The sequence below is a fragment of the Virgibacillus alimentarius genome (genome assembly GCF_000709085.1).
Classification (GTDB): Bacteria; Bacillota; Bacilli; order Bacillales; family Amphibacillaceae; genus Virgibacillus_B; species Virgibacillus_B alimentarius.
In genome coordinates this window covers 1-13,843 of the sequence record NZ_JFBD01000088.1, presented here as the reverse complement: position 1 = coordinate 13,843, position 13,843 = coordinate 1, and the positions used below count along the sequence as shown (strand labels likewise).

11 protein-coding genes are annotated in these 13,843 nt (G+C 35.8%); 1 reads left to right on the top strand and 10 read right to left on the bottom strand.

The genetic code is table 11. The annotated features are described in order from the left end of the window. Positions 1-205 precede the first annotated feature (205 nt). Positions 206-1,321 (bottom strand): MGDG synthase family glycosyltransferase, encoded by a 1,116-nt coding sequence (locus GZ63_RS0113245; RefSeq protein WP_029270330.1) that lies wholly within the window; start codon positions 1,319-1,321, stop codon positions 206-208. Positions 1,322-1,419: 98 nt separating this feature from the next. Here GZ63_RS0113245 and GZ63_RS0113240 point away from each other — a divergent pair, with 98 nt between their 5' ends. After that, entirely contained in the window at positions 1,420-2,253 is an 834-nt protein-coding gene (locus GZ63_RS0113240) for a metallophosphoesterase (protein ID WP_029270328.1), read from the top strand. Between the two features lie 7 nt (positions 2,254-2,260). Here GZ63_RS0113240 and GZ63_RS0113235 read toward each other — a convergent pair whose 3' ends face one another. The 9 genes from GZ63_RS0113235 to secA all read right to left on the bottom strand — a co-directional run bounded on the left by GZ63_RS0113235 (position 2,261) and on the right by secA (position 13,616). After that, positions 2,261-2,800 carry a YkoP family protein gene (locus tag GZ63_RS0113235; protein WP_029270326.1) on the bottom strand — a complete coding sequence of 180 codons (540 nt, stop codon included), beginning with the start codon at positions 2,798-2,800 and terminating at the stop codon, positions 2,261-2,263. A gap of 127 nt (positions 2,801-2,927) precedes the next feature. Beyond that, the gene (locus tag GZ63_RS0113230; RefSeq protein ID WP_029270324.1) at positions 2,928-4,142 is read right to left on the bottom strand and encodes a PDZ domain-containing protein; all 1,215 of its coding nucleotides are present in this window, start codon (positions 4,140-4,142) and stop codon (positions 2,928-2,930) included. A gap of 155 nt (positions 4,143-4,297) precedes the next feature. After that, on the bottom strand, positions 4,298-5,752 hold the full coding sequence (locus tag GZ63_RS0113225) for a S41 family peptidase (RefSeq protein ID WP_029270322.1): 1,455 nt from the start codon (positions 5,750-5,752) through the stop codon (positions 4,298-4,300). Between the two features lie 157 nt (positions 5,753-5,909). Further along, positions 5,910-7,424, bottom strand: coding sequence for a murein hydrolase activator EnvC family protein (locus tag GZ63_RS0113220; protein WP_029270320.1), 1,515 nt, complete (start codon positions 7,422-7,424; stop codon positions 5,910-5,912). 63 nt (positions 7,425-7,487) lie between these two features. Beyond that, on the bottom strand, positions 7,488-8,381 hold the full coding sequence (gene ftsX, locus GZ63_RS0113215; RefSeq protein ID WP_029270319.1) for a permease-like cell division protein FtsX: 894 nt from the start codon (positions 8,379-8,381) through the stop codon (positions 7,488-7,490). After that, entirely contained in the window at positions 8,371-9,057 is a 687-nt protein-coding gene (ftsE, locus tag GZ63_RS0113210) for a cell division ATP-binding protein FtsE (protein WP_029270318.1), read from the bottom strand. The genes ftsX and ftsE overlap by 11 nt, the downstream gene beginning before the upstream one ends. A 326-nt stretch (positions 9,058-9,383) precedes the next feature. Beyond that, positions 9,384-9,755 carry a cytochrome c551 gene (gene cccB, locus GZ63_RS0113205; RefSeq protein WP_029270317.1) on the bottom strand — a complete coding sequence of 124 codons (372 nt, stop codon included), beginning with the start codon at positions 9,753-9,755 and terminating at the stop codon, positions 9,384-9,386. A gap of 197 nt (positions 9,756-9,952) precedes the next feature. Next, positions 9,953-11,054 (bottom strand): peptide chain release factor 2 gene (prfB, locus tag GZ63_RS0113200; protein ID WP_156947735.1). Its coding sequence is split into 2 segments (ribosomal slippage): positions 9,953-10,981 and positions 10,983-11,054, totalling 1,101 coding nucleotides; the frame shifts between segments, so codons are not numbered across the junction. Positions 11,055-11,102: 48 nt separating this feature from the next. Beyond that, positions 11,103-13,616, bottom strand: a complete 2,514-nt coding sequence (secA, locus tag GZ63_RS0113195; protein ID WP_029270315.1) for a preprotein translocase subunit SecA — start codon at positions 13,614-13,616, stop codon at positions 11,103-11,105. Between the last annotated feature and the right edge of the window lie 227 nt (positions 13,617-13,843).

Below are 13,843 nucleotides of genomic sequence, written 5' to 3'. Positions count from 1 at the left end.
ATCTATTTTTATTTCAATGGATATTCCAAGTCTCTATATCTTGAAAAGTAATTTATTTCTATTTTAACATACTGACGAACAAATATTCTAGCATCTTACTTACTGTCCTATTCGTTATTCTACCCTAGTTATCTTATGAGAAATCATCTTCCTATTATTTCTCTTATATCAACGATCCCAATAAGGAAAAAACATTAGCATGCAGCTAATGTATCCTTTCAAGTAATCCTTCTATTATTTTAGATAATGATTGACATTCCAAGTTTTGATGATATTCCTCCATTTTTTGCTGATAAATCGTTTGTTGTTGCCTATCATTAAAAAATTGGATAATTTTCTGCTCAAAGCTTTGCTCCTCTACATTTACAGGCATAATTACGCCTAATTGTTTAAGCTGCTCAACATTAATTTTTTCCTGACCTGGCAAGGGATTACAGACAAAAATTGGTTTTCGCTTTATTAAACATTCGCTTATTGTAACCCCTCCTGGCTTTGTTAAAACAGCATCTACGCGGTCATATAAGTCATTCATCTTTTTCCTGCAAGATAGATAAGGAAAAGGGGTGATATGTGAGTTATGTTGATTTGATAATCGTCGATATAATGTTTGATTCTTTCCACATAATACATAAAAATGGACACTACCACTTGTATTGGTCAGATATTTTTCCATTGTTCCTATCCCTAGATTACCTCCTGTAACCAAAATGGAAGGCTTCGGATGGTGTCGTCGCTGAGCACCTTGCTCTAAAAAAACGGAATTTACAGGGATGCCAGTAACAAATATATTACTTCCTTGAATACCTTTTTTTAATAAGTATTCTTTGACCTGGATGGAGGGGACAAAATGAAAATCGATCCCTTCTAATCCCCAAACCCGATTGACAAAAAAATCGGTATAAATATTGACCACGATCGAATCTAATTGCTTCTTCTGTTTTAATACACTAGCAATATGTGATGGTAAGGCGTGTGTACAAAAAAGAATATTTGGTTTTTTTTCTTTCACAAGTTGTTTAAAAAAATATATAAACAGCATTTCATATAGAAAATTACGATTATGTTGTGATGTTTTTTTATATGCAGCCTGATAATATAGCCAATTATAAGTACTTGGCAGTTTTTTAATCCATGTCAGATAGATCGATGAGATAAGTTTTTCCATCCACCCATAACTATAGGATAATAGATCGACTTTAGTACAACTTAACTCCATATTACAACGTCGCAATTCAGCCATCAATGTATCAGCAACATGATGGTGTCCGCTTGGTATTTGCATAAATGGCAATAATAATGCCTTTCGCTGTATTTGTCCCATCGTCGCGCCTCCACTCCTTCCATCATCCTGATGCCTCAAATTACCAATAAAATTGCTTTTATTACATGGTATAATTATTGTCGAGGAGGTTATTTGCAATGATTTATTTATTTTATACACTACTTGTTATTTTCATTGGTTATCTTATCTATAAAGCATATAAAAATACACATGATATAAAAATAAACAATATTAAAATTACACCCGATACGGAATCTGAACAAGGCGATTTCTTATCTATTCTTCACCTTTCTGATTTACATTTGGAAAACATTTCATTCACTTCCGAGCAATTAAGTCAGACATTAGCAAATAAATCAATTGATATGATCGTATTAACAGGTGATTTTCTGGACCGTAAACGAACCATTCCTAAATTAATTCCATATTTAAAAGTACTGCAAAAGATACAACCCAAATATGGAATATATGCTGTGCTTGGAAATCATGATTATGTTTTAAAAAAGGATGATCTAAATAAATTAACAAAAATAATGGCAGATCATGATTGTCATATTCTACAAAATGACAGCAAAACGATTACAATCAACGGGAATTTGATAAATATTATAGGAATTGATGACTATAGTACAAAAAGAAGTAATTTACCTCGTGCTTTTCAACAGGTAAACGCTGGAATGAATATTGTCATTACACATGACCCTACAATTGTACTTGAAATGGAAGATTATCGATTTGATTATTTAATGGCAGGGCATTTTCATGGCGGCCAAATATGCTACCCCAAAGCTTACCATTTGGTTAAGATGGGGAAATTAGCAAGAAAGAATATTATTAAAGGACTACACAAGCATAATGATTCCCCGTTTTATATAAGTGAAGGACTTGGCCAAACAGGTTTAAACATTCGTGTAGGCAGCAGACCTGAAATAACGTTTCATGATGTTTCTGTTCAGTCAAAGGCATCATAAACAAAGACTATCCATTATATTTGTTTTGTAATTGGCCTTTGGACATAAATAAATATACAGGCACGTTATGGTCCATCGTACTGCATAGAAAGTTCATTGGTAAAAAGGACAACTTTTTGTATATGCAATACCAGCTGTTTTTTATGGGGACAATTTCAAAACCTAACCTGCTTGCACCGCGATGTAAGCAGGTAATCCCTATGATTCCCTTAATTTCATGATGACTCTGGTGTTCCATCACGTATTTAGACAGCATGGGCAGTGCATGTTTGATTGTATGATAAAGGTATACTGCCTTTTTAACATCGCCATTTATAGCCTGTAAATCTCTGAGGATGCGAACATTGTGCAGATGGATTTTTAATAGCAAATCATTTGTTTCTATTGCCGTTCCATCACGGAGCACAACAGTAGTGCCTTTATAATGGGTAAGCCGTACACGGAACACAGTATTATCTTTTTCGATACTAGGCACGTATTGTAACCTAGTAAAAGTAAAATAAACAGGATCAATGGTTTTCCACATACGTAAAAGGTAATTCTTCATAAATGTATTCCCTTTCCTTTTAAAAAGTCAATCTTAGTTTACTTATATTTCAACAAAAATATTGAAGGAATATTTTAGTAAAAAAAGCCTCCCCCTTCGGTTGAAGGGGAAGGCTTTTTTTACCATTTTAATGCTGTTCTGATTGAATGGAAGCGTTATGTTTACTTTTTTTACTCCGATTAGGAGGTCCTGCAAAAATTAAACCCAATTCATGATGATCTCCCTCATAAAAAGCACCTTGAACAAATCGTTTTTCTCCGTTATCGTCTAGTACTTCCAGCTTAAAGAATGCTCCACTTTCTTGCAACGCCTGATATAGTTCTGCAGATCGGTCAATTTTTTTACCATTTACTTTGCTGATGGTTTCTCCTACAAGAATATCTAACCTGTCTGCAGGAGTACCGGGTATAATCCCCAATATTTTTATCCCTCTTTTTGTTTCAAGAAAATAGGCTCTTTTTTCTTTATCTTTTGTACGTTGCTTATAATTGATCAGTTCCTTGCCTATAATAGCTATAATCACACTTGCAAAGGAAAGCCAAGGAAGATAGATGCTCCCTATCCCAAGACAAAGAACAATTATTCCTAGCCACATAACGGATTGGGCTATTTTTTTTGCTATGTGTGATGGAAGATAGCCTGTAACTTTATAGTGAAAGCCTATTAAAAATGGGACAAGCACTAAGCTGTATGTATCTCCGTCGATTGAAAAATACGGCCAAAAATCAGCAAAAGGGACAATCATGCCTGTAGGTACCAAGGTAAAAAATGGAATAATGCTTATTTTCTTAAGATGGTGCTGGCCTATCCAAATGCCTCTGTTTCCCAGTAATAAATCAGGAAATGTTTCATTCCGCTTGATACGACTTAATAGCACTGCTTCTGCAAGCAAAAATATCCCTAACAATATAGTTAACCCCGTGAAGTTCGTATCTAAAAACAAATCAGCTTTTAAAAAAGTTTGTTTCGTCAATAAAAATGGTAAAAACAAAAGCAATAAGTACGTAATTCCGATCGTATAGCTCGCTGAAAGCACCGATAGGTTAAAAGTGAAACTAAGAACGATAATCACGATACTTAATAACATAATCGTTTCATAGGTAAATACCATTCCTAAACCCAATGTTAGTAGAGAAAGGAATAGGCCAAACAATATGGATGGAGATAATGTGTTTTTCCATTCTGTAAAAATCTCATCTATTTTCGTTCCGAAATTTATTCGATCACGCTGGATCCGTTTATATCCTGATAAAAATACTATTAATACTGCCCAGTATAATAAAGGATTCAAAAAAACCTTTCCTATTCCTTTTGCAATCTCAATAAGCCATGCTTCGATCACTATAATCACCTTCCAGCAATGCTGTGAGCTTTTCTTATTTATAAATCCGTTCACCGCTATTAGAATATATTCGTTGTTTATTGACATTCTTCCTTCTTTTTTTACAAGTTTTAACGTTTGAAAAATCCACAGGCCATTCCCGTGGATTTTTCGCTTTAGTTATATAATGCACTTAAAGCTCTTTCTAATTGTTGATCATCTTCCCCGCTGCGTATTTTATCAATGATTTTTGATTCGATAAGCCCCGCTGTTTTTTTATCTACTTTTCCTGTTGCTTTCATATCATTTTCCTTTTGAAAAGCTTTCACGGCCTTTTTTGTTTGTTTATCAAAATAGCCGTCTGTTCGATCTACGTTATAATCTAGCCCATGTAACATGATCTGGACGTTTTTGATCTTTTCTCCCGTGTGATTATAAGTAAGTGGCTTATCTATCTGAATCGGATTCGTATAAAAATATTCTGGTTGTTCTTTTTCTATCGTCGGAGTAACTCCTTTTTCATTTATCCATTTCCCTTTCGGTGAAAGCCACTTAAAAAAGGTTAACTTCATTGTACTGCCATCACCTAATGGGATTGCTTGTTGAACTGTTCCTTTTCCAAAGGTTTTAGTTCCTACAACATCATAGCCCATTTCTTTCATCGCAACAGCTAGAATTTCAGATGCGGAAGCACTTCCTTCATCTACGATAACACTAATTGGATATTGCTTTTTCTTCTCCAAATCTGAATAATAAGGTGTTTTTTTCCCTTCCTTATCCTCTATTTGTAGATAAGGCATATCTTCAGGAACAAAATGCTTAAGGATATCTTCTACAGAATCAAGAAGACCACCAGGATTTCCGCGTACATCTATGACCAAACCTTCGATCCCCTTCTCTTCTAATTTTGCTAATTCTTCTGCAAAGTCATCGGCAGTTGTTTCCGAAAACGAAGTAATTTCAAGAATACCGGTCTTTTTACCTTCAATTGTTTTAATATCGGGATAAACCGTTTCAAGAGGAATCTCATCACGAACAATGGAGACTTCAAATGAATCAGAAACTCCAGGACGTTCGATTTCTAACACTACTTCCGATCCTTTTTCACCTCGAATTTTCTCTACTGCTTCGTTTAAATCTAAGCCTTCTAAACTTTCGCCATCGATTTGAATAATTTGGTCATTGGGGCGCAATCCAGCTGCTTCTGCTGGTGAATCTTTAATTGGTGCTACAACAGTAACTATATCATTTACCATGCTGACCTCTGTGCCAATACCTTCAAACGATGATTCGATTTGCTCATTAAATCGCTCCATAGATTCTACATCCATATATGTACTGTATGGGTCATCCAACGATTCTAGCATACCTTGAATTGCACCTTCAGTCAGATCGGTATCATCCACGTCTTTTAAAGAATGTTCGTTAATTAATTCATACGCTTGAACGACTTTAGACATGCTTTCAGGTGTCTCCAAGTCTTTACCATTGTTTACTACTTCCTCAAATATACTCTTTTCTTGTTTATCACCTTCAGCTTGGGCTAGCTTGATGCCAATATATGATCCGGCCCCCCCAATAATTAAAGCAGCCAATAACAAAAGTATGATATATTTCTTTTTTAAAATCATTCTCTCACCCCAAAATTATTTTATAAGATTGGTGGTACCCATTCACATAACTAATTGTATTAATAAAAATTATATCAAAAAAAGACATCACACCGAAATGTGCGATGCCTTTAATATTATAGATAATGCAAGTTGATTGCAAATAAACATACCTATTTTAATTCAAATACCCAGAACTTAATGGATTTACGGAATTACTTTTAGAAGCATTCCATCCGCCTTTGTGAATTTCAAAGTGCAAATGCGGACCTGTTGATTGACCTGTATTTCCGGATGCTCCGATTGTTTGGCCACGACTCACTTTATCTCCAGCAGAAACAGAGATGCTGCTTAGATGTGCATACAGTGTTGTATAAGTCGTTCCGTTTATGGAATGTGCTACAAGCACAACATTTCCATAACCATTCATTTGCCCATCATTTTCTGTATTGGTGGATACAACAACACCAGACGCTGCAGCGGAGACTGGAGTACCTACACCGACACCAAAGTCAACACCTGCATGTAGGGAACCCCAGCGATGTCCATACCCTGAGGTTATACCGCCTGAAGTTGGATAGCTAAACTTTGCCCCTCCGCTTGGTTCAGAGATTGATGACTTATCCGAGTTAGAATCCGAGCTAGTTCCAGAGGAACTATCGTCCGGGCTGGATGATTTAGTTGAACCTGCTGAAACTGACTTTTGTTCGGTAGATGCTTCTTCCTGCTGTTTGTTATCCTGTTCTTCTTGATTGCTATCTTGGTTTTCTTGTTCTGCCTGTTCTTGTTCAGCTTTTTCTATTTCTGCTTTTTCTCTAGCAGCCTTTTCTCTTGCTTCCTTTTCTAACTCATCTTTATCACTTTCAGCCATTTGCTTAGCTTCTTTAACAGCATCTTTTTGCTTAGCTAAGATTTCCTGTTCATCTTCTAAACTAACTTTATATGCTTCTAATTGTTCTTGGTCTTCTTCTAATTGATCCATTACCTTTTCTTTTTTCGCAATTTGATCATCCAATTGCGATTCTAATTCTTTTAGTTCTTCTTTTTGACTTTCAAGTGCTTTTTTCTTATCTTTTACTTGTTTTTGTTTCGTTTCTACTTCTTTTTTCTTTTTTTCTAGTTCTTTCTTATCAGCATTAAGCTCGTCCATGATAGATTGGTCTTGATCCATAATCGTATTGACTGCGGACGATCTAGAAATGAAATCCCCAAAATCTTGGGACTCCATAATTACTTCTAAGTATTTTACATTACCGCCATTTTTTTGAATAGCTCCTAAACGATCTTTCAAGATTTCCTCACGTTTTTCAATACGCTCTTCTAATTCTTTAATCTCAGCTTTTAATTCTTTAATTTCGGTCTTTAATTCTTTGATTTTTTTATTTGTCTTGTCAATTTCAACTTCTTTTGATTGGATATCTTTTTTTGTTTTCGATAACTTTTCATCAATGGTATTCATTTCTTGTTCAACTTTACTTTGCTTGTTTATGTTTTCTTCAATTTCATTTTCAGTCTTTTCTTTATCAGCTTCTACATTATTATTTTTATTTTCCAGTTCTTTCTGTTCTTTTTCTAAACCATTTATTTTTTCTTCCACATCATCTATTGACTCTGCAGAAACAGCATCTATTCCAACCATACCTGTTGTAACCACCAGTGTAGCAGCCAGCATTCCGGATACAAACTTTCTCATGTAAAAACTTTCTCCTTCCTTCGATTCCCTGTGTGTATATTTTTTTCTATTTTTAAAGCATGCTTATACTTTTAGGAACTTCCGTACACTCATAACACTTCCCCATATACCTATAACTGTTCCAATAAGTAAAATGATAAGCGAAAGCTGCCAAGCAAATGGATAAAAAGGCAGTATGTCGACAAAGTGATATGTAATCTTGTCTTGTACATTATGATCGATATAATAATAACCTGTCAGAATAAACGTAATTGGAATAATGGATCCTAAAATGCCCAGAAACATTCCTTCTATGAAAAACGGCCAGCGGATAAAACCATTCGTTGCACCTACAAGTTTCATAATACCTATCTCTTTACTACGTGCCATAATGGTGATTTTTATCGTGTTTGAAATAAGGAATATCGCTGTAAAAACAAGACCGGCAATTAGGGCAAGCCCTATGTTTCGAGCATATTTATTAAATTCAAATAATCGTTTCACAACATCTTTTCCATAAATTACTTCTTCGACACTATCAAAACCTTCAATTTTCTTCGCTACTTTGATTGTATCTTTAGGTTGTTTTGCTTGAACAATATAAACATGTCTTAAGGGGTTATCTTGTTCATATAATTCCCAGGATTGACCTTCTTCTCCAAAGCTTTTAATAAGCTTTTTCAGTTCTTCATCTTTGGACGAAAATACAGCCGTGTCCACTTGATCTAGTTTCTTAATCTTTTCACCTAACGCAGTAATATCACCTTCATCTGAAGTTGGATCAATAAGCACATCAATCTCTACGTCTTCCTCTACTTTAGTTGCCATTTGATTGAGGTTTAACATTAACGCAAGGAATGCACCCACTAAAATTAATGTAACTGTTACTGCTCCAACTGAAGCAACGGTCATCCAGCCATTGCGGAAGATGTTTTTCAATCCTTCTCGCAAATGTCGTTTAAAAGTACTAAATTTCATAGCCATACTCACCCCGGTGTTCGTCCCTTACAATTACGCCGTCTTCAATTGCAATTACTCGTTTTTTCATTGTGTTTACAATTTCCTTACTGTGTGTAGCCATAATAATGGTAGTTCCTTTTGAATTAATTTCTTCAAATGTCTCCATTATGCCCCAGGACGTATCTGGATCAAGGTTTCCTGTAGGTTCGTCAGCAATAACTATTTCGGGGTTATTAACAATGGCTCTTGCAATTGAAATTCGCTGCTGTTCTCCGCCTGATAATTCATCCGGAAAAGCTTTTGTTTTATCCGCCAAACCAACTACCTCTAAGACTTCCATGACACGTTGGCGAATATTGCGTGGGGATTCTTCTATTACTTCCAATGCAAAAGCAATATTTTCATAGACTGTTAGTTTTGATAACAATTTAAAATCTTGATAAACTACCCCAACATTTCTCCGTAAGTACGGTACTCTTTTTTCTTTAATGTCACTGAGGTCCATGTTATTAACGATGACATTTCCATTTGTTGGTTTCTCTTCTCTGAAAATTAATTTTACAAAAGTGGACTTTCCTGCCCCGCTCGGACCAACTATGTATACAAATTCTCCCTGCTCAATATCAATATTAATACCGTTAAGAGCCGTAACTCCATTGGCATAAGTTTTATATACTTCATTCATCAATATCATATATGTATCACCTTTTTGTTTTGATGTCGGTTCATGATGAAAATTGATAATTTATTCAGTCTCTCATTCAACATAAAATACTCAGATTTTTAAATCCTTATACAGTATAACATCTTTCGTCATTTTTTTTGGATAAAATAATATTACATTTATATTTCAAAAAAAGACGACAATGAAACATAAAATTAAAGTTTATGATACACGAATTTTTATGTGTCTTCGTCATTGAATACGAAGAGTGTATCTTTGTTTCACAAAAAGCAAGAAAGCTTGCCCCTTATGATTTGGGTCAAGCTTTCTTTAACATTAATAACATGAAGAATAAATTATTTTTTCTCTGCTAACCAATCTGCAAGTGTTGTTGCATCATCTTCAGAAACTTGTTGTGCTGGCATACTACCTTTTCCATTTTGGATGATATCTTTTATTTCATCTGCAGAATGATCTGCACCTGCCTTTGTTAAATCAGGACCAGCGCCACCGGACAGATCCGCACCATGACATGATGCACAATTGCTTTCAAAAATTTCTTCAGCTGCTGCAGTATCTACTGTACCGCCTTCCTCTTCTGCTCCATTTTCTTCAGTCTCTTCAGTCGCATTGTCTTCAGGTTCATCATTAGCGTTATCATTTCCACCGCCACATGCACCAAGTACAAGAGCAGAACCAAAAAGAATTGCTAATAACCATTTTTTCATTTTCAAACCCCCTAATAAAAATTTTAGTAAAGGCTACCATGGTTTATTATAACCTATTTATTTGTTTTTTAAACGAAAGATAAGAAGGGGAAAGTGAAATTTCTCCAAGATAAACCATATGAACCATGTATTTTCAACGGTTTATGACAATTTTATGAACCCTTTTAAAATGGATTGAAACATATAATTTTTCGATATTAATTTATTTGGGAACGTAAATAAGCGTCAATAAATGGATCAATATCTCCGTCCATAACCCCTTGTACATTTCCGACATCTAAATTTGTACGGTGATCTTTAACCATTGAATACGGGTGGAAAATATAAGATCGAATTTGGCTTCCCCAGCCTATTTCCTTTTGTTCACCTCGTATATCGGATAGCTCTTGCTGCTGTTTCTCGATTTCCAACTGATATAATTTTGCTTTGAGCATTTTCATCGCATGTTCACGATTTTTTATTTGTGAACGCTCTGATTGACACGTAACAATAACATTGGTTGGAACATGAGTTATCCGTACTGCTGAATCAGTTGTATTAACATGCTGGCCGCCCGCTCCGCTGGCACGATACGTATCAATCTTCAGATCTTCCGTTTTAAGATCAATATTAACGTCATCTGTCATTTCCGGCAGAACATCACAAGAAACAAAAGAAGTGTGCCTGCGACCGGATGAATCAAATGGAGAAATACGAACGAGTCGGTGTACACCCTTTTCAGCTTTCAAATTCCCGTATGCATTATGCCCTTTTATGAGCAATGTTACACTTTTTATCCCTGCTTCATCACCAGAGAGGTAATCAAGTGTTTCTATCTTAAATTTTTTGGTTTCCGACCAACGTTGATACATGCGCAAAAGCATACTTGCCCAGTCTTGGGACTCTGTTCCTCCCGCGCCAGGATGTAACTCTAAAATGGCATTATTAGCATCGTACGGTTCGCTAAGCAACATTTGTAGTTCGAAGTCATTCATTTCATTGCGTAAGGAAATTGCTTCTTGATTTAAGTCTTCAAATAATTCCTTATCATTCTCTTCCTTTACAAGTTCATAAGAAACCTCTAAATTGTCTAAACGCTCTTCCAATTCCTCAAATTTCTCTACATAACCTTTTAAACCATTTGATTCATCTATAACCTTTTGAGCACTATCCGGATCATCCCAAAATCCTGGTGTAGTCATTTGAAACTCTAATTCCTTGATACGTTCTTTTTTATGATCTAAGTCAAAGAGACCCCCTAAAATCCGAAATTCGGTTTGTCATTTGGTCTAATTCATGTCTGATTTCTACTAGTTCCATCATGTTCACCTCTACTTATTTTTCGTTAATATAAAAGTTTAAATATCTTTATGCCCCATGGCAATTTTTATATTTTTTTCCACTTCCACATGGGCATGGTTCATTTCTGCCAATATTTTCTTTCTTCACGTACGGCTTACGGCTTTTTTTCTTTTCTTCCTCCCCCCCTGAAACAGCTTGGGTATTTTTCGCAACTTCCTGACGTTGGAGGTTATCCCGTATTTGTGCCTTCATTATATATTTGGCAACTTCATCTTCAATAGATGCGACCATTTCTTCAAACATTGCAAAGCCTTCTAATTGATATTCGCGCAGCGGATCATTTTGGCCATATGCACGCAAATGAATTCCTTGACGGAGCTGTTCCATTTGATCGATGTGATCCATCCACTTTGTGTCAACAGTACGAAGTAAAATAACTTTTTCAAATTCGCGCATTTGTTCTTCGGATAATTCTTCTTCTTTTTCATCATAGCGCGCTCGGACTTTTTCCATAATCAAATCGTTGATTTCTTCAACATCTTTACCTTTGAGATCTTCTTCTAAAAAATCATCTTGATCTAATAAATTTCCATGGACATATTCAATTATTGCTTTTAAGTCCCAATGATCTTCATCATCATCTTGTGTATGGGTAGCAACCACACGATTTAAAGAAGATATAATCATGTTTTCAATGATTTCGCGCAGGTCTTCATCAGAATCAATAACCTCAAAACGTTGTTTATAAATAATTTCGCGTTGTTCACGCAATACATCATCATAGGAAAGCACTGTTTTACGTGCATCAAAGTTATTTCCTTCCACACGCCTTTGAGCAGATTCAACTGCGCGCGATACCATTTTACTTTCGATTGGCTGTGTATCATCCATACCTAATCGTTCCATCATCGATTTTAAATTATCTGAGCCGAAACGGCGCATCAATTCATCCTCCATGGACAAGTAAAATTGGGTAACACCTGGGTCGCCCTGACGGCCTGAACGACCACGCAACTGATTATCAATTCGCCGTGATTCATGCCTTTCTGTCCCTATAACAGCTAGTCCACCTTTATCGATTACCCCATCACCTAATTTAATATCTGTACCACGACCGGCCATGTTAGTTGCGATCGTAACTGCACCACTTTGACCAGCATTTTCAATGATTTCAGCTTCGCGGTAGTGATTTTTAGCGTTAAGGACGTTGTGCTTAACCCCAGCCTTTTTCAATAATTGAGAGATGATTTCTGAAGTCTCAACTGCTACTGTACCAACCAGCACAGGTTGACCTTGTTGGTGACGCTCTTTGATATTTTCTACAAGCGCCCGAAACTTTCCATCCATCGTTTTATAGATCAGATCAGCACGATCGTCACGAATGATTGGTTTATTTGTAGGGATAGCAATAACATCCATATTATAAATATTTCTAAATTCTTCTTCTTCTGTTTTTGCAGTACCTGTCATTCCAGCAAGTTTGTTATACATTCTGAAGAAGTTCTGGAAAGTAATCGATGCAAGGGTCATGCTTTCATTTTGAATTTGCAATCCCTCTTTTGCCTCAATAGCCTGATGCAAGCCATCACTATAACGACGCCCTTTCATTAATCGCCCAGTAAACTGGTCAACGATAATGACTTCCCCTTCTTGTACAACATAGTCTGTATCGCGATGCATAGAAACACGAGCTTTTAGAGCCTGGTTGATATGATGTGTTAATGTCACATGATCTAAATCAAATAAATTCTTAATGGAAAAATAACGTTCTGCTTTATTCATTCCTTCTTCAGTGAGTTGGACACCTTTTGTTTTTTCATCATATGTGTAATCCGTCTCGTTAGTTAATGTATTTACAAAGGCATTTGCTTGCTGATACAAGGAAACAGATTTCCGGGCAGATCCAGAAATGATCAGTGGTGTTCTTGCCTCATCGATTAGAACCGAGTCCACCTCATCAATAATGGCAAAGTTTAATGGACGTTGTACCATTTGTTCTTTATAGAGGACCATGTTGTCACGTAAATAATCAAAGCCAAATTCATTATTTGTACCATAAGTGATATCACAATAATAAGCTTCTCTTTTTTCTTCTTTTGATAGGCCATTTCCATTCAATCCAACGGTTAATCCAAGAAATTCATATAATACGCCCATTTCTTCAGCATCACGGCTGGCCAAATAATCATTAACTGTTATAATGTGAACACCTTTGCCAGCTAGGGCATTTAAATAGGCCGGCATTGTAGAGGCTAACGTTTTTCCTTCCCCTGTTTTCATTTCAGCAATATTTCCCTCATGAAGTGAGATAGCACCTTTAAGCTGCACGTTAAATGGACGCATGCCTAAAACACGTTTAGATCCTTCTCTCACAACTGCATATGCTTCAACTAATAAATCATTTAAACCTTCCCCATTCGCATACCGTTCTTTAAATTCTTCGGTTTTCTGTCTAAGGTTTTCATCTGATAATTTTTCATATTCGGGTTCAAGCGCCTCTATCTTATCCACTCTTTTTTGTAATCGATTCAATTGTTTTTGGTTCCCATTACCAAAAATTCTTTTTAAAAGTTTAACCATCGTAAACGCTCCTCTATATCAATGCAGATTGATTACATGCTTAAAATAATCCAATATTAATAATAACACTTTCTAAGCTGTTAGTACAACAGAGTGGAAGATGGCGAGACTGCAACTTCAAATGTCTTTTGAAGAAAATAATCGAGTAGGTGACTAACCATTACTTGGTTAGTCGACCTCTCACACCACCGTACGTACGGTTCCGTATACGGCGGTTCAATCTCTTT